19 protein-coding genes, 1 tRNA gene and 1 pseudogene are annotated in these 24847 nt (G+C 36.7%); 9 read left to right on the top strand and 12 right to left on the bottom strand.

Annotation, left to right across the window (positions count from 1 at the left end; all coding sequences use genetic code 11):
- Positions 1-125: 125 nt before the first annotated feature.
- The 4 genes from rplT to IPM92_07455 form a co-directional block, all read right to left on the bottom strand.
- Positions 126-470 (bottom strand): 50S ribosomal protein L20, encoded by a 345-nt coding sequence (rplT, locus tag IPM92_07470; GenBank protein ID MBK9108215.1) that lies wholly within the window; start codon positions 468-470, stop codon positions 126-128.
- 61 nt (positions 471-531) lie between these two features.
- Positions 532-729 (bottom strand): 50S ribosomal protein L35, encoded by a 198-nt coding sequence (gene rpmI, locus IPM92_07465; protein MBK9108214.1) that lies wholly within the window; start codon positions 727-729, stop codon positions 532-534.
- 60 nt (positions 730-789) lie between these two features.
- Complete coding sequence (locus IPM92_07460; GenBank protein MBK9108213.1) at positions 790-1377, bottom strand: translation initiation factor IF-3; 588 nt, start codon at positions 1375-1377, stop codon at positions 790-792.
- 46 nt (positions 1378-1423) lie between these two features.
- Complete coding sequence (locus IPM92_07455) at positions 1424-3970, bottom strand: ATP-dependent Clp protease ATP-binding subunit (protein ID MBK9108212.1); 2547 nt, start codon at positions 3968-3970, stop codon at positions 1424-1426.
- A gap of 241 nt (positions 3971-4211) precedes the next feature.
- On the opposite strand from IPM92_07455, the gene IPM92_07450 reads away from it, so the two are divergent.
- From IPM92_07450 to IPM92_07440, 3 genes are all read left to right on the top strand, one after another.
- On the top strand, positions 4212-4586 hold the full coding sequence (locus IPM92_07450; GenBank protein MBK9108211.1) for an STAS domain-containing protein: 375 nt from the start codon (positions 4212-4214) through the stop codon (positions 4584-4586).
- A 3-nt stretch (positions 4587-4589) separates the two neighbouring features.
- A complete protein-coding gene (locus IPM92_07445) occupies positions 4590-5519 on the top strand; it encodes a ribonuclease Z (GenBank protein MBK9108210.1) in 930 nt (309 codons plus the stop codon).
- A gap of 130 nt (positions 5520-5649) precedes the next feature.
- A tRNA-Lys gene (locus IPM92_07440) sits at positions 5650-5722 on the top strand.
- A gap of 761 nt (positions 5723-6483) precedes the next feature.
- On the opposite strand, the gene IPM92_07435 is transcribed toward IPM92_07440, so the two are convergent.
- From IPM92_07435 to IPM92_07425, 3 genes are all read right to left on the bottom strand, one after another.
- The gene (locus IPM92_07435) at positions 6484-8922 is read right to left on the bottom strand and encodes a TonB-dependent receptor (protein MBK9108209.1); all 2439 of its coding nucleotides are present in this window, start codon (positions 8920-8922) and stop codon (positions 6484-6486) included.
- A 6-nt stretch (positions 8923-8928) separates the two neighbouring features.
- Positions 8929-9690 carry a metal-dependent transcriptional regulator gene (locus IPM92_07430; GenBank protein MBK9108208.1) on the bottom strand — a complete coding sequence of 254 codons (762 nt, stop codon included), beginning with the start codon at positions 9688-9690 and terminating at the stop codon, positions 8929-8931.
- Between the two features lie 157 nt (positions 9691-9847).
- Entirely contained in the window at positions 9848-11914 is a 2067-nt protein-coding gene (locus IPM92_07425) for a dihydrofolate reductase (GenBank protein ID MBK9108207.1), read from the bottom strand.
- A 123-nt stretch (positions 11915-12037) separates the two neighbouring features.
- Between IPM92_07425 and IPM92_07420 the strand changes: the two genes are divergently transcribed.
- Positions 12038-14014, top strand: coding sequence for an acetoacetate--CoA ligase (locus tag IPM92_07420; protein ID MBK9108206.1), 1977 nt, complete (start codon positions 12038-12040; stop codon positions 14012-14014).
- A gap of 26 nt (positions 14015-14040) precedes the next feature.
- On the opposite strand, the gene IPM92_07415 is transcribed toward IPM92_07420, so the two are convergent.
- From IPM92_07415 to IPM92_07395, 5 genes are all read right to left on the bottom strand, one after another.
- Complete coding sequence (locus IPM92_07415; GenBank protein ID MBK9108205.1) at positions 14041-14973, bottom strand: T9SS type A sorting domain-containing protein; 933 nt, start codon at positions 14971-14973, stop codon at positions 14041-14043.
- 109 nt (positions 14974-15082) lie between these two features.
- The gene (gene rocD, locus IPM92_07410) at positions 15083-16330 is read right to left on the bottom strand and encodes an ornithine--oxo-acid transaminase (protein ID MBK9108204.1); all 1248 of its coding nucleotides are present in this window, start codon (positions 16328-16330) and stop codon (positions 15083-15085) included.
- Between the two features lie 61 nt (positions 16331-16391).
- Complete coding sequence (gene coaE, locus IPM92_07405) at positions 16392-16991, bottom strand: dephospho-CoA kinase (protein MBK9108203.1); 600 nt, start codon at positions 16989-16991, stop codon at positions 16392-16394.
- Complete coding sequence (locus IPM92_07400; GenBank protein MBK9108202.1) at positions 16988-17635, bottom strand: YigZ family protein; 648 nt, start codon at positions 17633-17635, stop codon at positions 16988-16990. The genes coaE and IPM92_07400 overlap by 4 nt, the downstream gene beginning before the upstream one ends.
- Position 17636: 1 nt before the next feature.
- Complete coding sequence (locus IPM92_07395; GenBank protein ID MBK9108201.1) at positions 17637-18500, bottom strand: hypothetical protein; 864 nt, start codon at positions 18498-18500, stop codon at positions 17637-17639.
- Positions 18501-18601: 101 nt separating this feature from the next.
- Between IPM92_07395 and IPM92_07390 the strand changes: the two genes are divergently transcribed.
- The 5 genes and pseudogenes from IPM92_07390 (at position 18602) to IPM92_07370 (ending at position 24846) form a co-directional block, all read left to right on the top strand.
- Positions 18602-19159: a DUF1599 domain-containing protein gene (locus IPM92_07390; GenBank protein MBK9108200.1), complete on the top strand. Its 558-nt coding sequence runs from the start codon at positions 18602-18604 to the stop codon at positions 19157-19159.
- 3 nt (positions 19160-19162) lie between these two features.
- Positions 19163-20692, top strand: coding sequence for a DoxX family protein (locus IPM92_07385; protein MBK9108199.1), 1530 nt, complete (start codon positions 19163-19165; stop codon positions 20690-20692).
- A gap of 296 nt (positions 20693-20988) precedes the next feature.
- Positions 20989-21921 carry a transcription antitermination factor NusB gene (gene nusB, locus IPM92_07380; protein ID MBK9108198.1) on the top strand — a complete coding sequence of 311 codons (933 nt, stop codon included), beginning with the start codon at positions 20989-20991 and terminating at the stop codon, positions 21919-21921.
- Between the two features lie 36 nt (positions 21922-21957).
- A pseudogene (guaA, locus tag IPM92_07375) lies at positions 21958-23486 on the top strand (glutamine-hydrolyzing GMP synthase).
- A complete protein-coding gene (locus tag IPM92_07370) occupies positions 23443-24846 on the top strand; it encodes a hypothetical protein (protein MBK9108197.1) in 1404 nt (467 codons plus the stop codon). The pseudogene guaA and the gene IPM92_07370 overlap by 44 nt, the downstream one beginning before the upstream one ends.
- Position 24847 lies beyond the last annotated feature (1 nt).

Here is a 24847-nt window from a genome sequence, read left to right as displayed (position 1 = left end):
CTAGGTTTATCGCTTTCAATATTGATTGGCTTGATTTCAGGAATCATTCCGGCATTGAACGCCTCCCGAATGGATCCTGTAGAAGCCATACGGAAATAGTAAGCAATTAAATGAGGAAGAAAAGCCTACTTGACTTTAGCTACCAAAGCTGAAAAAGCAGCAGGGTGGTTCATCGCCAAATCAGCCAACACTTTTCTATTAAGATTAATGTTGTTGGATTTTAATTTGTTGATAAAACCAGAATAATTGAGCCCTAAAGCACGAACACCGGCATTGATACGGGCGATCCATAATCTTCTGAAAGCTCTTTTCTTTTCGCGACGATGCTTATAAGCATACTTCATCGCTTTTTCTACGGCATTCTTGGCTACCGTATATACTTTTGAACGCCCACCAAAGTACCCTCTGGCTGCTTTCATGATTTTTTTCCTTCTTCTTCTGGAGGCGACTGCGTTGACTGAACGTGGCATATAATTATGATTTTCAAGGGGCTGGATATCACTCCGGCACTTAACCTTGGTTTAATATAGATTATCCTATTCCTAAAAGTCGTTTCATTCTTCTCTGCTCTGTTTGATCTACCACAACGGAGCCAGCATGACGACCTTTTGCCTTTTTGGATTTATTCCCTAATAAGTGCGAAGTGTTGGCTCTGAAGCTTTTGACTTTATTTTTGCCAGTCACTTTTAACCTTTTTTTTGCACCGGAATGCGTTTTCATCTTAGGCATATGCTAAAAAATTTAAGGGTGCAAATATACAAAAAATAGGCAATAAACCCCCAAAATATATTAATTAGATTTTTTCTTGGGAGTTAAGATGACATGCATCCTTTTTCCTTCCAATTTTGGAAGTTCTTCGGTGACTCCGTATGGTTCCAATTCCTTAATAAATCGGAGTAACACGAGTTCGCCTCTTTCTTTAAATACGATTGCCCGGCCTCGAAACTGGACATAAGCTTTAACTTTAGCGCCTTCTTCGAGAAATTTAATGGCATGTTTTAACTTGAAATCAAAATCGTGATCATCGGTATGTGGTCCGAATCGGATTTCTTTTAAAACAGTTTTTGCCGTTTTTGCTTTGATTTCCTTTTCTTTTTTTCTCTTTAGATAGAGAAATTTATTGAAATCAATGATCTTACAAACAGGCATATCTGCTTTATTGGTAATTTCTACCAAATCAATGCCCAAATCTTCGGCCCACCGGAGAGCTTGTTCAATAGGGTACACGCCGGCTTCAATGGGTCGGCCCGCAATATCACTTAATTGATCAAAATCTTCTCCAACCAATCGGACTTGAGGGCTGCGTATAGCATTATTCAAGCGGTATTGGCTTTTAAGGGCATCTTTTTTGTTGGTAACAGGACCTCTTAGACTCAAATGTAAATGGTTTTATTCGGTGCAAAAATACAAGCTGGTGGGTATTTTACTGAGATTTCTTTACACTGCCTGTTTTAGTAAGTTGTTGGATGATAATTTCAGCCTTTTCGGGATCCATATTGGCTTTTAATTTGGTGCCCTGCTCAGGATTATGCTGTAATAAATATTCTGCAAGTGGATCTTCGAGGTACTTTTGTACGGCCCGATGTAAAGGCCTGGCTCCAAATTGCGGATCAAAACCTTTTTCTGCCAAAAAATCAATGGCTTCATCAGACAGGCTGAATGAATAGCCCAACTGCTCGATGCGAAAAATGAGTTTGTGAATCACAATTTGAATGATTTTGTGCATTTCTGGTTTTTCAAGCGTATTGAAAATCAAAACATCGTCAATCCTATTCAAAAATTCGGGTGAAAAAGTTTTCTTTAAAGCATTTTTGATGACGGTTTTGGTATTTTCATCCTGATTCTCCATCCTGGTTTTAGTTGCAAAACCAACCCCTTGTCCAAAATCTTTAAGCTGACGGACTCCAATATTGGAGGTCATGATCAAAATCGTGTTTTTAAAATCTACTTTACGCCCAAGTCCATCTGTAAGCATTCCTTCATCTAAGACCTGAAGTAATATATTATATACATCGGGATGAGCTTTTTCAATTTCATCTAATAATACTACTGAATATGGTTTTCGTCTAACTTTTTCTGTCAATTGACCTCCTTCTTCGTAACCTACATAACCCGGAGGGGCACCTATAAGTCTGGATACCGTGAATTTTTCCATATATTCGCTCATATCGAGTCGAATCAGTGAATCATCGGAGTCAAATAGAAATCGAGCAAGGCCTTTTGCCAATTCTGTTTTTCCAACACCTGTAGGTCCCAGGAAAATAAAAGTACCTATCGGTTTTTTAGGATCTTTTAATCCAACCCGATTCCGTTGGATGGCTTTAGATACTTTTTCTATGGCTTCATCTTGCCCGATGATCATTTTGCTCATTTCATCGGCCATGTTGACCAATTTTTTACTTTCCGAAAGTGCAACTTTATTTACAGGAATGCCGGTCATCATGGACACGACTTCAGCTATATCGTCTTCAGTTACAGGGTAACGCTTGGTTTTGGCTTCAGCTTCCCATTCTTGTTTGGCCAGTTCGAGTTTTTTGAGCAGTTTAGATTCCAGATCTCGCAAATCTGCTGCTTTTTCATATTGCTGACTTTTGACGGCCAGGTTTTTTTGTTCTTTGATCTGGTCTATTTGTTTTTCGAGTTCTTCAATTGGTTTGGGAACATGGATGTTTTTTAAGTGTACTCTTGCACCCACTTCATCAATGACATCAATTGCTTTATCCGGCAAAAATCGATCTGTAATATATCGATCGCTCAACTTTACACAGCTGATCAGGGCTCCATCTGAATAATTTACGGAGTGAAACTCCTCATATTTAGACCTGATATTTAAAAGGATCTGAATCGTTTCTTCAACGGTTGGAGGATCGACCATTACTTTTTGAAATCTTCTGTCTAATGCACCGTCTTTTTCTATATGTTGCCTGTATTCATCTAGTGTTGAAGCTCCTATACACTGCAATTCACCTCTTGCAAGGGCGGGTTTAAATATATTAGATGCATCCAGTGAACCGGTTGCTCCACCTGCACCAATAATGGTGTGGATTTCATCTATAAAGAGGATGACATCTCTGGTTTTTTCCAGCTCACTCATGATCGCTTTAATGCGTTCTTCAAACTGTCCGCGATATTTTGTTCCGGCAACAAGTGCAGCCAGATCCAACATTACAATCCTTTTATTAAAAAGCGTCCTCGATACTTTTTTCTGCACGATTCGCAATGCCAAACCTTCAATAATTGCAGTTTTACCAACACCTGGCTCACCAATTAGGATGGGATTATTCTTTTTTCTTCGACTTAAAATTTGGGAAACTCTTTCAATTTCACGATCGCGCCCGACTATTGGATCAAGTTTTCCTTCTTCCGCTAATCTGGAAACATCTCTTCCGTAATTGTCTAAAACCGGAGTTTGAGATTTGGATCCGGATTTTCGCAAATAACTACTTTGGGAAGGCTCGTCTTCGTAAGGATCCGGATCATTAGCTGCATTTTGTGGCAGATCTTCAAACAGTGATGGATCGTGTTGTTGTTCGGCAAGGAATTCAAGTTCATTGCGAAAGGTTTCATAATCGACGTTGAAATCTTCCAAAATTTGTGAAGCGAGATTATCGTGATGCTTAAGCAGACTTAGAATGAGATGCTCAGGATAAATTTCCTCTTCTTTATTTACTTTCGCTTCCAAATAAGTAAATTTCAAAACCTTTTCAGCGTGTTTATTAAGCGGAAGATTGCCAACCTGAAAGGTTGCCTCGTTTCCCTTTTTTACCGGTATTGATTCTTCGAGCTTAAATTTCAAATCGCTCAAATCAACTTTGAGAGATTTTAAAACATTTACAGCCAGGGTATCCTGTTCCTGGAGCAAACCCAACAGAATGTGCTCTGTGCCAATATAGTCATGACCTAAGCGCAGGGATTCTTCCCGGCTATTGGCTAGTACTTTTTTTACTTTTTGGGAGAATTTTTTATTCATCAGAATCCTCTTTCTATAATTTTAATGTCAAACCTTAAAATGCAATCCTTTCATTAGTAAATAAATGACAGCTAGCAAAGTTCAAATGACCATCAAATATCATTCTATTTGATGGGTATGGTGCAAAGTTTATTACTTTTGCGTTTCAAAGGTAATAAATCTATTGAATTTTCTATTATATATTAATAAAATTCTATAGGTAAGTTAATAAAAGCTAAGACTTTACAATAATCGAGTGTCCATGAAGTACCAGGTAGATAAACAAGAAAGGTATGCTATTTTTACCTTGGAAGAACCTAACTTAAATTCTCTGATCGCACCCCAACTCAAATCAGAGTTTGTTTTTTTGAGAAATGAAGGTGTCAGGAATCTGATTTTTGACCTTGACCAGGTCGATTACGTTGACTCATCCGGTTTGAGTTCAATTCTAACTGCAAATCGAATTTGGAAAGATTTTGGCAGCTTTGTCATGACCAATATTCGCAGCGACAGCGTTCAAAAATTGATAGAAATTTCGAAGTTGGATGGAATACTTACCATAATACCAACAATGGAAGAGGCTGTAGAATATGTTTTTATGGAAGATCTTGAACGGGATTTGACGGAGGAAGAATAAAGCATGAATACAGGACCTTTTGAACTTCTTGTTTTAGGAAGTAATGGAGCTTTGCCTGCCTACGATCGGTTTCCTTCCGCCCAATTATTGAATATTCACGAGCAATATTATTTGATTGATTGCGGAGAAGGAACCCAATTTCAACTTAAAAAATACGGCGTTCGCATTTCCCGAATTAACCAGATTTTTATTTCCCATTTGCATGGTGACCATGTATATGGACTGCCTGGGCTCATTACGACTTATCAATTACTGGGACGCACTGAGCCGCTTGATATTTTTGCCCCTGGTGACATCGAAGATCTGCTCCATTCTATTTTAACACGAACCACCATGGGACTGCAGTTTGAACTGCGCGTTCATACTATTTCAGATTTTAAAGGCGCACTCATTTTTGAAAATGATCGTGTTTGTGTAAAGTCAATTCCTCTTGACCACAAGGTGCCATGCTCGGGATTTCTTTTTCAGGAAAAAATCAGCCGAAGGAAACTAAATATGGATTTGATCCGAGAGTTTAATGTTCCGTTAAAACATTATAAGGACTTAGAAGCCGGCAAGGATATTATTTTAGAGGATGGAAGAACATTTTTAAATCTGGACTTGGTGATCCCAATGTCCAAGCGGAGGACATATGCTTATTGCACGGACACCCGTTTTGCGAAAGGCATCCTTCCTTTTATTCAAAATGTCGATCTTTTATACCATGAAACCACTTATTTGGACGATATGAAGGAATTAGCTTTTGACCATGGGCATTCTACGGCCAAACAAGCTGCAGAAATTGCATCGCTCGCCAAAGCCGGAAAATTGCTCACTGGCCACTATTCTTCGAGATATGAGAATTTGGAGGCCATCGAAGCTGAATGTAAAAAATATTTTGAAAATACAGTCTTAGGAATTGAAGGGCTCAAAATAGCGATACCGCTGAACTAGTGGGACTTAAAACCTCCAGAAAAAATCGCCTTTCTATACAAATTGGGCCTAAATATTATAAAATTATCAAATGTTTTGGAAAAAAGGGCGGTAGACTTATCTTTGCAGCTCGATTTTAGAATCGTGGCCTGATCTGTTAGCTCAGCTGGTAGAGCATCGGCCTTTTAAGCCGTGGGTCTTGGGTTCGAATCCCAAACAGATCACAATTAGCCTTCGCATTAGCGAGGGCTATTTTTTTTATTTCAAGAATAATGGTTCGAATGCCGACGATGCTATGCATGTCGGCATGCTGACAAACCGGAATGAAATGCAGAAAATCGGAGATAATGGTTACACCGGTTTCGTCAGCATCCCAAACAGATCACAAGTAGCCTTCGCATTAGCGAGGGCTATTTTTTTTATTTCAAGAATAAAGGTTCGAATGCCGACGATGCTATGCATGTCGGCATGCTGACAAACCGGAAATAGATATGGAGATTTGGAACTTTGTCGCTTTAACCCTGGTTTTTTCAAGTCAATAAGCCTACAGATCAGAATTACTAAAGGTGAATTATGAAAATGGATTATTTAGAATGAAAGTTAAATTAATACAGTATGTAAGCCTGATCTCTTCTAAATAAAGCCAGATCTGAATTGTGAGATTCTTTCGTTTAGCTTTTAATTTTGAAATACGCCCAAATAAATACTGCAACCCACACTAAACCCTTAATAAGGAAAAACAAGAACGCTGCTAAACCTAGTTTAGCCAATTTCGGATACTTATTAATGTATTTGTTTTTTATATTGTTGATGAATTGTTTCATGAGACCATAAGAGAATTTGGATAAAATTTGTTAAAAAACAAAACATAATAATCAAAGATAGGTTCTAAGTGAAGAGGCATTTTAGTTCTGTTAGCGATTGTACTTGGAATAGAAATCATAAACCTAAGTAAGAGAAGCTTATCTAAATTGTGAAAGTTCTTCTAAAATTGCGCACTCAATCCTATGTTTAAAGTCCTTGATAATCCTGGCCTGAGACCTGCAGGCCTGCTGGCAACAACATATACTGCATTTGAAAAATTAGTTGCGGTTGAAAACAATTTTAAATTTCTATGAAGTTGATAGTGAAGGCTGGCATCGAATACCAGATGGGATTTAATGAATTCATACTTTTCTGCATTTCCTTGACCTGGAGTGGTGCGCATCCGGTCGTTGAATTTCCCGGTTGCAGAAACACTAAATTTATCATAAACCAATCCAATTTCCAGAAATATTTGATGCTTCGCTAAATAAGGAAATTCATCGCCCTTTTCAACTATTCCCCAGTCTTCAAAACTGCTCTTGAATGAACTTTCAAAAGTAGATTGAGCTAAAGTATAAGTCAACAAAACGGGTATTGAGAAATTGCTGTTTGGTAAATTTGAGCGGATATCATAAGCTAGCGAAAATTCAATTCCTTTTGTGATTACTTCACCTGCATTGAATAAATCCCCGGTTCCTCCGCCACCTGAAGCAGCTAAATCTGAACCTAACAGATTGCTGTAATCATTTAAGAATACCACTGATTCAAGGTTTATTAGCTTGTTTTTATATCGCAAACCTATTTCATAATTCGTGCTCTCCTCTGCTTCTGTTTCATTTTGAACTCCTGGTGGTGAAAATCCTTTATGTATGCCCATAAACACATTCAGGTTTTTGTTTACATAATAATTCGCACCAAGACCCGGGATAAAAACGGAAACTTTATTTTCTTTGAATATCAATTGCTGTCCAGTTCTATTTGGATCTGATTTGCCATAATCGTCTTGTTTTAGATGCATATTTTCATAACGAAGTCCGGGAGTAAGAGTCCATTTTTTGTAATTAATTTTATAGCTTATAAATCCTGCCAGGGCTGCGGTCTGTGCAACTCTGTTGCTTTCTGAGCCGGGAGTTCCGGACTTACTTAATTTTGTAATACCATTTTCTAAGATATATTCATCTTCCCATTGAAAACGCTCGGCTTCGTCCTGATGATATCGAATGCCAATATCCAGTTTGTGTGCTACGTGAGAACTTTGAAATTGAAAACTTGCCTGAGTTTGTATACCTTTTCCAAAATAACTTCTGTTATTTGCTTTAATAATAAGGGCATGACCTAAGTTGCCCGGGCTTCGAAGAAATGCATATTCTTGCTGGAATTTTTCCGGATCATCTAATATTTCTGCGATCCCTATTTTAGCAGCACTTGCATTTTTTACTTTATCCAGTTTGTACCAGTTTCTTTTAAAATTATTGAAATAGACCACTGTTTTGATTTCGAAATGATCAGAAGGTTTTAGTAAATGTGTAGCAGAATATTGTTGTTGTTCAGTTTGCATGAGATCTTCTTTCGATGCATAATATCTGCGGTAGGGATTTAATTCAAAGTCTTCATTACTTAATCCTAAATAAGTTTCGTTAGAGGTTTCTGTAGCTTGGCCCAATTTGAACGTCAGAGATTGATAAAGATCTGCATCGCGGTGCGTATGTAATGCAAACTTTATCAAATAATCTTTTTTATCAAAACCGGTTTTTCCACCTCCATCAAGCTGTTTGAATCCATCAGAACTGTAATGAAAAGTTTCCATTAAATACGAATAATGGTCATGTGAATTTCCGGCATGAGCATGTAAGTTTTTATTACCGTGGCTTCCGGCGGACAAACTTAGTTCGCCCGCAAATTGATCGGGTATTTGAGTGGATACCAAATTTAAGGCGCCACCTGTTGTAAAGGGACCGTACTTCACCTGACTGCTTCCTTTGATGACTTCTATGGCTTGCATGCGGCCTGTCGTTGGAAAATAATAGGCTGCAGGTTCAGAGTAGGGTGCAGGTGCCATCAAAACACCATCTTCCATAATTGTTATTTTGGAACTTCTTTCAACTCCAGTTCCGCGCAAACCGATATTAGGGCGCAGTCCGTAACCATCTTCTTCTTGTATATGAATTCCGGGAATAGAATTTAAACTTCGATTGATATCCGTATAGTGAAATTTTTGTAGCTCTTTTTTGGAAAGATACTGTACGGATCCGGGGATATCTTTAATGCCGGCATATCCTCTGGTGATCACCATAATTTCAGGGAGTGAAGTAATAGATTCCGTAAGAACAAAATTTAAATTCAAATCTTCATTTTTTTCAACTTTTACGTCTTGCGATATTGTTTGGTATCCCAATTGTTTAATTTTCATTTTGTAAGTTCCTTCTGGGATATTCTTTAAATGATAATAACCGGAAGGGTTTGAAGTGGTATTGTATTCCGTATGTTCCAGATAAATATGAACAGATGTTAGATGGCTGAGGCTATCCGCACCAAAAATAAAACCTTTGATCGAGGCCGATTGACTATAGCTAAAAAAAGAACTTAAGAAAAAAAGTATGAAGAGGAGATGGCGTAACATATATGATTAGTTTGAATTAAATTTTTGAGTGAGTATGTTAAAGTGCTCAAGACAAGGCGGTTCAGACAATTGTTTTTCAAATGCACAACAATTTTTTGAACTAGCAGTAATGATATTTTTAGCTAAAGTGCCCGGGATCATTATTTCTTTAAGATCATTTTGTTTGACTAAAAGACTTCCATCATAGATTTCTTTTTCCAAAATTTTGATGTGATTCCCAATATGTAGGCCAAGTTTTTTAATATATAATATGAAAGCTTCGCTTCGATCTTTAAAACCCGAAATTCTGCAGGATTCACCTGCTTCGATCTGATCCAAAACCTTGAAACATCTGCCTCGCATTTGTCCTTTTTCATCCGGAATAGGATCTCCAAATGGATCAAACAATGGCTTTCCCAGCGTTTCATCAAGGATATTAATCAATTTGTCAGAATGGATATGTTCCAATTGATCAGAGTGTTCAGCCAATTCATCTAGTCGGAGGCCAAGTTTTTCAAATAAATAGGTGTTCCAAATTCTTTGCTTTCGGATGAGCTTTAAGGCCATATTTTTTCCAATAATCGTCAGTCTAACCGGTTGATACTTTTCATAAGCTAAGAGACCTTTATCCGCTAACCTTTTTAAAGATTCTGTGACAGTAGCAGGTTTTAAACCTATGAAATTTGCCAGTTCATTCGTACTCGTATGCAAATGAGCATCGGAATGCGATAATTCATAAATGGCTTTGAGGTAATTTTCTTCTATCGGACTGAGATAATGTGCTTCCATATAGACACAAAGATAAACCCTTTGTGAATATAAAAACAATAAAGTTAGTAGATACTAACAAATATTTTTGTGACTAAAATTTAGAATTATTAAACAATTGGAACTCATTTAATATATTATAAATGAAGTATTTATGAATATTTCAAAAATGACACACTTAATTTTTAATAGACAGAAAACTGTAATATTTACCGTACTCCAACATTTGTTGATAAAAACTCTTTGGATATTCAACTTTGACATCGATGATGCTATCTCCTTTTTTTACTGCTATGAGTTTTGCTTGTATAAATCCTTTATAGGGTTTGAGATTCAGTTCCTTATACCGGTCTAAAATTTCCCGATGCATGCTTGTGTCAAATTTAACTCCATAATTTTCCACTAGGTCTTTGCCCGATTCAAAGTCACCTTCACTTTTAATTCTTTGAATTTCTTTGAGCAATTGGCCAAATAGTAATCTTAATTGATTGTAGTCATTGATGCGGACATAAGTTTTATTGTTATTTTTAAAAAACTCAATCGTGTTTTGGGGCTTGCCCTTCTCATATGCCCATTTACTAACCAATTGCCTGTTGCGCATATGTGCCTCTTCAATTTGGTCACCTGGTTTGATGCGCGTAAGCTGGGTCATTAGCCCATTTAAAATGTATTGATCATATTCAGCTTTGCCAACCTCCAAGTCTGGCATTACGCCAATTTCAATAAGTTTTTGATCCAATACAAAATAGAGTGCTACTAGATCTGCACGTGCTTCTTCGAGGCAGCTGGCATAATTCTTTAATGTTTTATCGGTTGTTTCGACATTTGGATTGATTTGTCCGCTGGCATGGCCGATACATTCATGCATATCCGTATGTAAATCGCTGGACAGCGCGCCATATTTTTTGATGCGTTGTTTGATTTCTTCATTTGCAACAAATTCATCCAAGCTGCCCTTTCTAGAGTTCATAGCATTATAGCTTCTCGTAATATTACTCAGGGAAACGGACTTACTTCCATGGTCCTTTCGAATCCAATCGGCATTTGGGAGATTAATGCCAATGGAACTTACGGGCGCCGCATCTCCACTTTGGGCTACAACCGTTATGGCCTTTGCTGAAATTCCTTTAACATCTTTTTTCTTATGCATGGGGTCTATCGGACTGTTATCCTCAAACCATTGTGCTTGTTCTGCAATCGCTTTAATTCGTTTTGTGCTTTCTTCGTCTCTGATGCTCAGGATACCTTCAAAACTTCCTTTCTTGCCAATGGCATCTAGATAAACTTCTATAAACCCAAGTACCAGATCAATTTTTGACTCCGTATCATTTACCCAGGCAATGTTGTAGGCATCAAAATCTTCCAGTTTACCCGACCTAAAATATTTGATGAGCAAGTCGAATGCTTGCTTTTGTTTGTCATTTTCAGCTACAGAGCTTGCTTTTTCAAGCCAATAAACCATTTGTTTAATAGCAGGACCATACATGCCTTCTGTATACCATGGCTTTTCAACAATTTTGCCTTTTTCTTTGCAAAGTTTACTATTGAGTCCCCAGCTTGGAGCTGATGGTGAATTAGGCTTTTGATGATAAAAATTTTCAACTTCTTTTTGGCTTACACCTTCATAAAAATTGTTTGATGAAGCTAAAATATTGTCAATTCCGGGACTCAAATCAACGCATTTGGGATGCAATTTCAGATTATAGATCCATGGATGAATTCGTTTTAGAAAATTTTCTAAACTTTCTTCAAATTCTTTTGGATATCCCATTGTGTCAGATGCGAATGCAATAGATTTGAAATAATTCCATGAACACGCCGGCGCGAATTTTTCATTTCCATAGTGGTGATAGTTGCCATTACTAAACCAAAATCTTCCACAATAGACTTCAAATTCTTTCCATTCATTAGTTGTTTTATCGCCTTTAAAGCTGGAATATATATTTTCTATAGTTTTACGTAAGACAATTCCATATTTGCTTTTTTGGTCGTAGATGATATCGCGCCCACTCAAGACCGCTTCGTATAGATAATAACATAGTTGTTTTTCTTTAAGGTTCAATTGCTCCCAGCCTGGAATCTGATACCTTAATACTTGCAAGTCAGCAAATTCTTCAGCTGCCACTTCAAAAGTGTCGGGCATGGAAACAGAAGTTGTCTCTGGAGATTCAATGGATGTCTTGGTTTTACATGAAGACCATAAAAAAACAAAAGAGAACAAAACTTGAAAATAAAGACCTTTCATAAATGGATTTTATTTGTAAAGATAACAATAGTCTAAAATGAATCTCGGGCATTAATCGCTCAGGTGCTATAAATTAAATTTGTTTTATCCAAAGTTTATAATTTTGACATTCGTTAGACGATTATGGATAAAACGGCATTAAAAATTTGGGAGGCTACTGATGATCAGATTAAAGCATCTGAGCTGCTGAAATATAGAAATTGGATCAATGTTAAATATGCCTTGGATTTGAAGGATTATCACCAGCTATATATTTGGTCGATAACATATCATGAAAATTTTTGGGAAAGTTTACTCGAGTATTTTTCGGTAAGTTATAGTGGAGCATACTTAAAAGTATGTTCAGATGACGCAATGCCTTTTGTGCAATGGTTTGATGGTATATATTTGAATTATGCGGAGCATATTTTCAAAAATAAAGCTGGAGAACAACCAGCCTTTATTTCCTACACGGAAATGGATGAAATTAAACTAACATCCTGGAATGAATTGGAGCAAAAAGTGGCGGCTATTCAATCATTTTATTCTGACGCCGGGATTAAAAAAGGGGATCGCGTTGTTGCTTATTGTTCGAATATAGTAGAAACTTCGGTTTGCATGTTAGCAGCGATCGCAAGTGGTTTGGTGTGGAGCAGTTGTTCACCTGACTTTGGAGTGAGAAGCGCTCTGGATAGGTTTCAACAAATTGAACCCATTATTCTGATCGCGGTAACAGCTTATTCTTATGGAGGAAAAGTTTATCATAAAACAGAACATGTATCAGAAATGCTGGAGCAAATTCCTTCAATTCAAAAAGTGATTTGGATTGAATGTTGCAATATTGAATATCCAAAAAGCAATATAGAGAAACATAAATGTTATAACGATATTGTTCAAACTAACGATTGTGAAATTTATTTTGAACGCGTTGCTTTTTCACATCCTATTTGGGTCTTATATTCTTCAGGCACTACCGGTTTGCCCAAAGCTATTGTGCATGGGCATGGTGGTATGTTGTTAGAGCATTATAAATATACTGTTTTACAAAATAATATTAAACAGGCAGATCGATTTTTTTGGTATTCAACTACCGGATGGATGATGTGGAATTTTGTCCATGCATCTTTACTTGCCGGTGCAACGGCAATATTGTATGACGGTAGTCCGGGATATCCCGATCTAAATGTATTGTGGAAAAAATGCGCAGAACTAAAAATTAATCATTTTGGAACAAGTGCGCCATATCTGGTGGCTTGTATGAAAGAACAATTACTTCCCGGAGTTTCATTTGATCTTAGTCATTTAACGAGTATAGGATCGACGGGTTCTCCATTACCTCCAGAAGCCTTCGAATGGGTGTATAATTCAGTGCATAAAAGTGTTTGGTTGTGTTCGATGAGTGGTGGTTCAGATGTTTGCACCGCATTTGTGGGAAGTTGTATTGAAAGACCTGTATATCAGGGACAAATTCAATGTAGGGCATTGGGCGTAGCTCTGGAGGCATGGGATGAAGATGGGCAAGCTTTATCTGAAGCCGTGGGTGAAATGGTAATCACAAAACCGATGCCTTGCATGCCAGTTAGTTTTTGGAAGGATCATGATTTTAAAAAATACCTGTCCAGTTATTTCGAAATGTATCCTGGTATATGGAGGCATGGTGATTGGATCGAAATTACCAGAGAGGATGGCTTGATCATTCATGGACGTTCTGATGCAACCCTAAACAGACAAGGCGTTCGTATGGGAACGGCTGAAATTTATAATGCATTAAACGAAATTGTTGAAATCAAAGACGCACTTATTATTAATTTGGAAAAAGTGGATGGAGATCATTTTATGCCTTTGTTTATTCAATTGAGAGAGGGTTGTGAATGGCAAGAACTATTATCAAAGAAAATTATATCGTGTTTACGAACAAGATGTAGCCCCAGACATGTCCCCGATCAAATATTTGTAGTCCCGGAAATTCCTTATACCATCAGCGGTAAAAAAATGGAAGGTCCTGTTAAAAAAGTCCTCATGTATACAGACTTAACGAAGGCATATAATCCGGATACCATGCGAAATCCTGGAAGTATGTTATATTTTGAACAGAATAAAGATAAATTCAGTAACAAGTAAGCAGATAAGTATGAAAGAATCCTAGCTTACTTCTTTACAAATTTCTTGCTACTGACTCTGCCTTTTTCATCAGCAATTTGAAATAGATATGCACCTTCAGGAATATTCGTCAAATCAAATATTAACTTTGAAGAACCTTGCTGGATCAAATATTGCTGGTTTAGAATTTCTTTTGAATCAATACTTGTTATATGTGCCGTTGCATTAAAAGCTTCGTTGCTTTGGAGTAAAACCTGAAGCTGGTTATTAACCGGGTTGGGTTGTAATTGAATGTCTATGGTTTTATCGAGATTTTCAAGAGCTACTGGAACAGCATCCAATACGAGAAGGGTCGTGTCAATAATCCTTAAGAAATTGCTATTTTGATTGAGCATTTGCTTCCAGTCCATATTGGTATATTTATATAAAAAATTGACATTCTTTGTTTCAAAACCATCTAATCTCGTTCCCTCATATCCAATGTTCACTTCAATTCTTTTGCCGCTATGTGCTGTAACATCAAAAGGGTCGGTTACAAAACAAACCAGATTTTGATCGCCGGTACTTTCCATGAATAAATCGTTGTTATTGGAACGCATTCTTACGTTTCCTTGCATTTTGCCTTCAAAAACGCCAAGTATTTTATTACTGTTATCTGTAACAAAAGTACATTTGCTACAACCGGAACAATAAGTTTGATTGGTATTATTGGTACAGCCATCTACCCAAGTACTATTTTTAAAACTTAAACCTCCGGTATTTCCTAAATTGTAAAAAGGGCTGGTTTTAGATTGCCCAACCCTGCCAACGCGGATATAATCTAATCTTAGAGCGCCTTTATGTCTTTGATCATTTCCGGAGCCATCTGTGGATGGGCTTACATTTGTTGTTTTTCCACAAAATTTAATTTGCATGTATTGGGATGAACCAAAATTAATAAAGGAAAGAAGTAAGGCTAATGTGAGGTAAAAAAGGCGCATATGGTAAATATTTTAAACAAAATTAAGGTTAAATTGCATATATATCTGTATTATTTTGAATCTTTTAGCTAAAATTAGAGAAAATTAATTTAAAAGCTTTGATTTTTTCTTAATTCAAGTTCAAAGTTTGTAATGCTTTTTCGATTCCAAAACAGGCGTCTTCTATTTGATCCTTCCGAATACATAACGGCGGAGCCAAACGTATGATGTTTCCATGTGTTGGTTTTGCCAATACACCTTGCTCAGCCATTAGTAAACATAAACGCCAGGCAAGATCGCTGGTTTCTTCACTATCTATTACGATGGCATTGAGCAAACCGCGGCCTCGGACCTGTTTTATCAGGGGAAATTTTTCTTTGATTTCAAGCAGGCGCTGACGCAAATACAGTCCTTGTATTCTTGCATTTTCTGCAAGTCCTTCTTCTTCAAGAACTTCCAGTGCCGAAATGGCCACTTTTGCAGCCAAAGGATTGCCTCCAAAGGTTGATCCATGTTCGCCGGGATGTATACTCAGCATCACCTCGTCGTCTGCAAGAACAGCAGATATTGGAATGGTTCCTCCGGACAGCGCTTTGCCTAGTATAAGCACATCTGGCCTTATGGACATGTGGTCACATGCTAGTCGCATTCCTGTGCGACAAAGTCCGGTTTGAACTTCATCAGCGATAAAAAGTACCCGATGTTGAGTACATAATTCTCTGATCGTCTTCAAATAGTTGTCATCTGGTATAATGACTCCGGCTTCACCTTGTATGGGCTCGATCAAAATCCCCGCAAGGTTTTCCATTTCAAAAACCTTCGTAAGCGCTTCAATGTCATTATACGGAAGTTTTACAAAACCTGTCAAAAACGGACCAAACCCATGATAACTGCTGGGATCGGTCGACAATGAAACAGCCAACATGGTCCTTCCATGAAAGTTGCCGTCAAATACTACAATTTTGGCCTCATTTTCGGGAATTTGTTTTTGGGTATAAGCCCATTTCCTGCAGAGTTTAATTGCAGTTTCAACACCTTCAACTCCGGTATTCATCGGAAGCATTTTATCGTAGCCAAAATATTTACAAATAAATTGTTCATACAGACCTAATTGGTCGTTATAAAAGGCTCTTGAAGTTAGTGTTAGTTTTTGAGCCTGATTGACAAGGCTTGCAATGATTTTTGGGTGACAATGTCCCTGATTTACGGCCGAATAGGCAGATAAAAAATCGAGGTATTGTTTGCCGTTTACATCCCAAACATTTACGCCTTCTCCTCTTTCTAATACAACTGGCAGAGGATGGTAATTGTGAGCTCCATAGCGGTTTTCCAAATCCAAATAAAAACTAGAGATCCCATTTGCCAGTGTTGTATTCATGTAAAAGTATTTTAGCAAAGTTAGATACCTTCTTTGAAACTTTTATTTACCGCTTTGGACATTAACACTTTTTCAAGATTTCGTTAGAAATGCTTTTGTGAATATTATGGATTTGTAAAATCAGACTTTGTGATCCATCATTGAGAATCGTGAAATCAGCCAACTCCAAGAGTTCTTCTTCCGTTTGTTGAAATCTGAGTTTTTTGAGAATATCTTCTTGTAATTGTCCATCTCTAATTACAACTCTTTTGATGCGCAGGCTTTCAGGACTGGAAATATGCACGATTTTGTAAAAGTTGGTGAGTTTCATAGATTCTTTCAATAAAGCGGTTTCAAGAACGCCATATAAATCTTTTGCGTGCATTAACCACTCCTGGATGTGAATGGCAACATAAGGATGAACGGCCTGATTTAACCATGTCAATTGTGTGGGTTCATTAAAAACAATTCCTGATATATATTCAGAATTAAGTCGACCATCAACATGATAGGCTTGTGAACCGAAATGTTCAATTAATAATGATTTAAGAATAGGGTGATGTTCCATTTGATAGCGCGCGCTCTTATCTGCATTGTAAACAGGAACGCCCAGTAACTCAAATATTTTGGCCACTGTTGTTTTTCCACTACCTATGCCGCCTGTTAAAGCAACGAGTTTCATAAGATTTTATAAGTTATTTTGCAATCTTTCCAATCTTCCGGATTTTCCACTTGCTTTAAATTTGTTTTTTCCATTTTTGATTTAACCGTTCGCATAAATTCCAACTTACTACTGACTGATATTTCCAGAATTAAAAAACTTTTATTTTGGAGTTCAAACGATTTTACAGCAACTCCACAATTTTTAATGATACTTAACAACAATTGAATTTTATGGACATCGGACTCAATTTTTAACTCGACCATTTTTTCATGTTTGATGATCACAGCATTCTCGAGACATAATTTAGCACTTTCTTTATAAGCCTGCAGTAAACCTCCTTTACCTAATAGAATCCCTCCAAAGTATCTGACTACAACAACCAGAACATTGTTAAGTTCCAGGCGCTCTATTTGATTGAATATCGGTTTGCCGGCGGTGCCGGAAGGCTCCCCATCGTCAGAAGATTTCGCCTCAAATTCTGGAAAGCCAATTTTATAAGCATAACACCAATGCCTTGCTTTGGGATGTAAAGATTTAATATGAGAAAGTTTTGCTTGAGCATCTGGTATGGATTCAACAGGATATGCAAATGCTAAGAACTTACTCCCTTTTTCTACAAGTGCAGATTGGCATTCCTGTTTTATCGAATAATAAAATTCCATATTAGAATAAGTTGGCCAAGGTAATCAAAGCAAGGGAAAAGATAGCAATACATAATCCTAGCCATTGGTTTTTCGAAAGTGGGTCCCTAAAACAGAAATAGGCCACAATGCTGGAGAGAATAATGATACTGCTGTTTAATAGAGTGTAAAATATGGAAGGAATGAATTCCGAATTCAGAGCTTTGAGCATAAAATATATAGAATGGAAATTAGGAATACCTAAGAGAATTCCAATGCTAATAATTTTCCATTGAAACAACTTTAAGTATTCTCTTTTGCAAATGAGCATATAGATAAAACCAACCACAAAGGCAATTGCAAAAATGTAAGTCGTAAATTGGATAGCTGCTTGTGTGTCCCAATGCGTCTTTTTTTGAGAAAATATAAAAGTACATTCTATTGCTGCAGAAACCAGTAAACATCCCAACAACAGGAATATGACCTGAGACGATCCGGCCTTGCTTTGTCCCTTTGGTTTTAGAATCAGGAAAATGGCAATACATGCAAGACCAATTCCCAGATACTGCGCAAATGTTAATTGATCTCCCCAAAAAACTGCAAAAGGTACGCTTAAGATCAAAGATAATTTTTGAAACAAAACAGCCAGAGACAATCCGGCTTTTTTAATAGTAATGGCAAAAAGACTAAATCCAATAAAAAATAACAATCCTAATATTACAGATGCCGGCACCAGAACACCTTTGAAATTTGAAATGGACTCTGAGGAAATATAATAATAGCCAATTACTGTACAAGTCAAATAATTCACAATGACGATCGGAATTGCGGGTAATTTATATAAAGCAGCCCATCTAAATATAATACCCAATAAGAGGGTACATAAGATGCATAATGTGGTGTTCATTTCGGTAATATAGCTATTAACATTTATTTGGGCGTATTTTGAAACAATTTACCAGATTTTTGCATTTCAGCCAATAAATTTGCTCAGTTAAATCAAATGCCTTGAATAAGACCATAGACCAATACAGGAGCATCCAGCAAATTTGTAAAAGCATTTTCGTTCAAAAGGCGCAAGATTATGGAACTTCTTGGAGAGTACTCAGACCTTCTTCGGTTACTGACCAACTTTTGATTAAGGCATTTCGGATTCGAAGTATAGAAGAACAAAAAGATCAGCAGATTGATGAATTACCCGATGTTGAATATGTGGGTCTTGTCAATTATTCCATAATGGCATTGATCCAAACAGACTTGGGAAGCACAGACAAGGATTTAAGTTTGGAACAAACTTCGGATTTATACGATAAGTATTTTGATCAGGCATTTGAACTGATGCTTAAAAAAAATCACGATTATGGAGAAATTTGGAGGCAAATGCGAATGAGTAGTTTTACGGACCTCATTTTATCTAAAATTTTAAGAATTCGGAGAATGGAAGAAAATGATGGTAAAACTTTGATTTCAGAAGGAGTCTCTTCAAATTATCTGGACATTATAAACTATGCTGTATTCGCTTTGATCATTTGGTCAGAATCTAAAACCTGGTCTTTTAAATTTTAATTTATGACAATCGTAAGCCTTTTTTTGTACGTCGCCTTAGCTGCCGCAGCTTTGAGTTTTATCATTTATAGATTTAAAAGGGAAGATTATTCCTTTTTGGATAATTTCATTCAAAATTTTGCTGGAATTCTATTTATTTTTTCGGGCTTCGTAAAAGCGGTCGATCCTATGGGAACAGCTTTTAAAATGGAGCAATATTTTACTGCTTTTGAAGATACTTGCAAGGGCTCCTTTTTGTCGTTTATGGCACCTTTGTTTCCAATGTTGTCAAAGCTGGCACTGGGTTTTTCAGTTTTTATGATTGTGCTTGAAATTGTTTTAGGAATAATGCTCATCATAGGTTACAGGAGAAAATTAGCAGCCTGGCTTTTCTTCATCATCATGATTTTTTTTACTGTTCTTACCGGATTTACTTATTTAACAGGATATGTGCCGTCTGATGCAAACTTTTTCGAATTTTCAAAATGGACGGAGTATAATAAAAATCAAATGCGGGTTACTGATTGTGGTTGTTTCGGCGACTTTATTAAGTTAGAACCCAAAATTTCATTTATCAAAGATCTTATATTGATGTTGCCTGCGATTTGGTTTTTATTCAGATGGCGTAAGTTGTATCAGCTTTTTACGGAAAAACTCAGAATGGCGGTTACGGTCATGAGTACTATCGGATTGCTTTTATTTTGTTTTTCTAATTACATATGGAATGAACCCGTCATCGATTTCAGACCTTTTAAAATTGGTGCTGATATCAAAACACAACTTGAGTTGGAACAAAAAGCTCAGGCAGAGGTTAAAATATTAGCGTATATCATCAGGAACAGAGAAACAAAGATTGAATTAGAAGTTCCTTATAAAGACTATTTAGATTCGTTTAAGAACAATCCAAATTTTAAAACTGTATGGGAATCCTTGGACCAAATAAAATCAGAGCCTTCAATTCCTCGTACCAAAATTTCTGACTTCGATATTTTGTCTTTTGATGGAGAAAGTAAGACTCAGGAAATTTTGAATGATGACCGTTATATTTTAGCGCTCATCAGTCCTAAAATTAAGAATAATGTGATTTCCGTGGAAATGATGATCCAGGATACGATTTACGAAATAGATACGATCATCAGCTTTGATCCTGGTACAAAGGAAGAATCAATTAAGATTGTACAAGGGCAAATAGACACCATAATCGAAAAAAGTATTAAAAAGAACCAATATTCCTGGGATCCTGAATACCTTAATATTGTTCAAACCAAGATATTGCCCTTATTAGATTCCGTAGAAAGTGAACAATTAAGCTTTATAAGCATCTTTGGTGGATTGACTGAGGAGGGTGTAGTGGAATTGCGGAAAGCTTCTGGCATTAACTTTCCTTGTTTTGAAGCCGATGATTTATTGTTAAAAACCATTATGAGGTCAAATCCGGGTCTTGTATTGCTAAAGTCTGGGAAAATCATACATAAGTGGCACCATCATCAACTGCCAGAGCCAAAAGATTTAAAATTGAAATATCTCAATGAGACAGGAAATAAGATTTACTAGTCATACGGTGCTTTGAAAAGCAGATTGTGGATGAGTTGCGCAAGTTCTCCGGCAAGCCTTGAACACATATTTGATTGAATTTTGGAAGACTAGACATTGTCAATCGATTTGACTTGCGTGTTTCTGTTCTGCAAATTGGAATGACAATATTCAATGACGGGAGCTAGTCGTCTATATAAAAGGATTAACAGGTCCTTCAAGTCTGTTCATAAATTTATTTAGTATAATCTTCAAATTTCAATAAAATTTCAATAATCCCATTAATTTTGCCCTTCAATTAAAGACAGAACACTACAATGTTGAGTAGGAGGAATGTTCGCGTCAAAGTGATGCAACAATTATATAGCCTGGCCCAAGACCGCGAATTAACAAACGATCAGGCTGTACAGGCATTTCTCAAAACCATTCATGACTCTTTTCGCCTCTATTTATTAAATTTATACTGCATTGTGCGTGTTTGTTATTTTGCAGGTGAAGATTTTAAACACAGACAATCAAAGCATATTAAGTCTGATGATGATAAGACCTTTACAGACAAAATTTATTCCAACCCATTGATACAGAGTATTGAAAAAAATAAATTCATACAAAACAAGTTTAAGGAAGAACATTGTTCAGAAGGTTTGGATGATGATTTGTTTCGAAAAATATACAAAGACTTTTGCAAAGAAAAAAGTTATCTCGAATATCTTAATAAGGAAGCTGACCATGGAGATCATGTGGAAATTCTTCTTGAACTCTACAGGTTTTGCAGGCGAAATGAATTGTTTAATGAGATTATGGACGACCGCTTTGCTTGTTGGACCGATGATAAAAGTCTGGTAATAGGTGCTCTCAAAAAGACTTTAAAAGCCCTTCCTAATAATGAGCCATTTTATAAGGAATACATTCCAGACGATGATACGGTATTGAATTTTGGAAAGTATTTGTTAGATAATACCTGTAAATTGGATGAGGATCTAAGCGCAATGATAACACCTGTTCTCGAAAATTGGGATTCAGAGCGCGTAGCCTTGGTCGACATGATTCTGATAAAAATGGGAGTCGTGGAAATGGTGCATTTTAAAACTATTCCGCCCAAAGTAACTTTAAATGAATATGTAGAATTGTCGAAAACTTACAGTACGGATAAATCAAAAGAATTTGTAAATGGGGTTTTAGACAAACTTTTGAAACAATTAGAGTCCAACGGTAAAATAGTTAAAGAGGGAAGGGGACTCAGCATTTAAAGTTAGGGTATCAAGGACTGTTTTCTGTAGTCGAATATGGATAAAATAATAATACTGGATTTTGGATCCCAATTTACACAATTAATTGCCAGGCGCATACGTGAGATTGAACTGTATTGTGAAATCATTCCTTTCAATGCAGATTTTCCTTTCGATGATGAAATAGCAGCAGTTATTCTCTCCGGATCACCTTGTTCTGTTCGCGAAACCAAACACCCTGATGTTGATCTCGCGTTATTGATGGAAAAGTATCCCGTTTTTGGAATTTGTTATGGAGCGCAGTTATTGTCTGCCAAATTCGGAGGAGCGGTGAGTGCTTCCACCAAGCGGGAATATGGTCGGGCTCAGTTGCAAATTTTGGAACATGATGAATTATTTTTTGAAGTTCCAAATAATACTCAAATCTGGATGTCACATAGCGATACCATTACAATATTACCAGAGCAATCAAAACTAATAGCGAAAACAGACAGTATACCGGTTGCAGCTTTTAAAATGGATATTGGAAAATTTCCGGTTTACGGTGTACAATTTCATCCTGAGGTAGTGCACACCAGTTTTGGTAAAAAGGTACTGGAGAATTTTTACTTAGAATATGTCGTCTAAAACCTAATTGGACGACGGGTTCTTTTATTGCGGAACAAATTGAATCTATCCGAAAGCAAATTGGCAAAGAGCAGGTATTACTGGCTTTATCTGGAGGCGTGGATTCCTCTGTAGCAGCTTTGCTCATGAAAGAAGCTATTGGAGATCAATTACATTGCTTTTTCATTGATAATGGTTTGTTGCGTTTAGGTGAATTTGAACAAGTCATGCAAACCTATGAAACGCTTGGACTAGAGGTAAAAGGGATTGATGCGCGGACTCAGTTTTATGAAGAGCTCCATGGTATTTCAGATCCAGAGACAAAAAGGAAAATTATTGGAAAAGTATTTATAGATGTTTTTCAAAATGCCGCATCCAATTATCCCGACGTAAAATGGCTGTGTCAAGGTACCATTTATCCAGATCGAATAGAAAGTGTTTCTGTTTTTGGACCTTCTTCTACCATAAAATCGCATCATAACGTAGGTGGATTGCCGGATACTTTGCATTTAAAAATCATTGAACCTTTGAAACTCCTGTTTAAAGATGAAGTGCGCCAGGTAGGTGAAGCATTGGGATTACCCAATATTATTCTTGGTAGGCACCCTTTTCCTGGACCAGGTCTAGCCATAAGGATCATAGGTGAGATTACAGAGGAAAATATAAGATTACTTCAAAAAGCAGATTATATTTATATAAAAAACCTAAGAGATGCAGGATTGTATGAAAAAATCTGGCAGGCAGGTGCAATATTATTACCCGTACATACCGTAGGGGTTATGGGCGATGAACGTACCTACGAAAAAGTCATTGCTTTGCGTGCTGTTAATTCAACCGATGGCATGACTGCAGAATGGAGTGAAATACCGCATCAGGTTTTGGCAAAAATATCAAATGAAATTATCAATCAAGTAAAAGGGATCAACAGAGTCGTCTATGATATCAGCTCAAAGCCACCGGCCACCATTGAATGGGAATAGCAATTTAAAATATTTATTTTTAATTCTATTGTTTAGTTGGGGATGTAGCTCGACTAAGAAAGCTGTTATTGTAAAAAATCCAAATAAGGAAATTAAACCTGCACCGCCAAAACCAGATGCGAATCCTCCGGTTAAAATGGACACAATTGTTAGTAAAGAATCGAAACCTATTGATCCAAAACCTCCACTTGATCCTCAAGTACCTCTACCTAAAGAACAGCCAGTTGAGAAACCAATAAATCCTGAAGCTCAGGAAGTGGCCAGACCTTTCGAAACAAAAGATATTAAGAAGTTTAAGTTGTTGCTATTCGCTCCTTTTACTTTTGAATCGACAGACAGCTCAAGCAATAACGAAGCGCTGCGTTTTATTCAATTTTATGCAGGTATGCAAATGGCTATCCAGGAATACGAGAAACAAGGCGGACTGCCATTACATGTCGAAGTCGTAGATGAACATAGTAAGACAAAAGTGGAGGAAGTATTACATCAAGTACAGTTCGACAAACCAAACTGTATCATTGGTCCGTATGAAATCGAATCGCTGAAATATACGGTTGAGTGGGCAAAGAAAAATAAATCACTTGCGATCAGTCCTTGGATCAGCAGTTCAAGCATTGCAACTGAAAATCCCTATTATTTGCAGATTAAAGCTGGCCTAAATACACATTTTCAAATTATGGGCGAGCATATCCGCAAGCATTTTGCAGATGATCAGGTATATATTATTTCAAAAACGAAGGAAGATTCCAGAACTAAACATTTTATACGGGAATCAGGGACAAATTATAAGGAAATTGTTATTTCTGAAGAGGATTTACTCTCTGAATCTCCAATGTTGCTTGAAGAATATTTCTTAAAGGACAGACCAATAGTGTTTGTACTGCCATTGACTTTATCAAAAGATGAAAACTATATTTACCATTTTTTAAGACGAGTGGCAGCAGAAAAATTGGATCGGGATGTGATTATCTATGGGACTTACAGATGGCTTGATTTTAAACCAGAAATTTTGGATTATATCAATTCATTAACGGTGCGAATTTGCCTCAGTAATATATTGGATATTGAACATCCGGCGTTGAGATCATTTAAATTAAAGTACTTCGAAAAATATAGAGAATTGCCGAGAAACGACGTTTTTGAAGGATATGACCTTATGAAGTTTATTTTATTTACCATTAATAAATATAATTCTGTAAAAGCTTCATTTCCTTTGATCGAAGAGCCAAAATATTTTCAAACACATTTCAACTTAGAACCGATCTCAAAAGATCATACTCAAAATAAAATTGATTATTTTGAAAATAAGTATGCTAGAATAGTAGAGATGCACGGTTATAAATTCAAAATTTTAGATTGAT

The sequence above is a fragment of the Saprospiraceae bacterium genome (assembly GCA_016719615.1).
Classification (GTDB): Bacteria; Bacteroidota; Bacteroidia; order Chitinophagales; family Saprospiraceae; genus Vicinibacter.
The sequence above is the reverse complement of the archived record's forward strand: the minus strand, read 5'-3'. Positions and strand labels throughout refer to the sequence as shown.

Coding starts and splice junctions, on each gene's coding strand:
- rplT (MBK9108215.1), bottom strand. CDS start 470: ATGCCACGTTCAGTCAACGCAGTCGCCTCCAGAAGAAGAAGGAAAAAA.
- rpmI (MBK9108214.1), bottom strand. CDS start 729: ATGCCTAAGATGAAAACGCATTCCGGTGCAAAAAAAAGGTTAAAAGTG.
- IPM92_07455 (MBK9108212.1), bottom strand. CDS start 3,970: ATGAATAAAAAATTCTCCCAAAAAGTAAAAAAAGTACTAGCCAATAGC.
- IPM92_07450 (MBK9108211.1), top strand. CDS start 4,212: ATGAAGTACCAGGTAGATAAACAAGAAAGGTATGCTATTTTTACCTTG.
- IPM92_07445 (MBK9108210.1), top strand. CDS start 4,590: ATGAATACAGGACCTTTTGAACTTCTTGTTTTAGGAAGTAATGGAGCT.
- IPM92_07435 (MBK9108209.1), bottom strand. CDS start 8,922: ATGTTACGCCATCTCCTCTTCATACTTTTTTTCTTAAGTTCTTTTTTT.
- IPM92_07430 (MBK9108208.1), bottom strand. CDS start 9,690: ATGGAAGCACATTATCTCAGTCCGATAGAAGAAAATTACCTCAAAGCC.
- IPM92_07425 (MBK9108207.1), bottom strand. CDS start 11,914: ATGAAAGGTCTTTATTTTCAAGTTTTGTTCTCTTTTGTTTTTTTATGG.
- IPM92_07420 (MBK9108206.1), top strand. CDS start 12,038: ATGGATAAAACGGCATTAAAAATTTGGGAGGCTACTGATGATCAGATT.
- IPM92_07415 (MBK9108205.1), bottom strand. CDS start 14,973: ATGCGCCTTTTTTACCTCACATTAGCCTTACTTCTTTCCTTTATTAAT.
- rocD (MBK9108204.1), bottom strand. CDS start 16,330: ATGAATACAACACTGGCAAATGGGATCTCTAGTTTTTATTTGGATTTG.
- coaE (MBK9108203.1), bottom strand. CDS start 16,991: ATGAAACTCGTTGCTTTAACAGGCGGCATAGGTAGTGGAAAAACAACA.
- IPM92_07400 (MBK9108202.1), bottom strand. CDS start 17,635: ATGGAATTTTATTATTCGATAAAACAGGAATGCCAATCTGCACTTGTA.
- IPM92_07395 (MBK9108201.1), bottom strand. CDS start 18,500: ATGAACACCACATTATGCATCTTATGTACCCTCTTATTGGGTATTATA.
- IPM92_07385 (MBK9108199.1), top strand. CDS start 19,163: ATGACAATCGTAAGCCTTTTTTTGTACGTCGCCTTAGCTGCCGCAGCT.
- nusB (MBK9108198.1), top strand. CDS start 20,989: ATGTTGAGTAGGAGGAATGTTCGCGTCAAAGTGATGCAACAATTATAT.
- IPM92_07370 (MBK9108197.1), top strand. CDS start 23,443: ATGATATCAGCTCAAAGCCACCGGCCACCATTGAATGGGAATAGCAAT.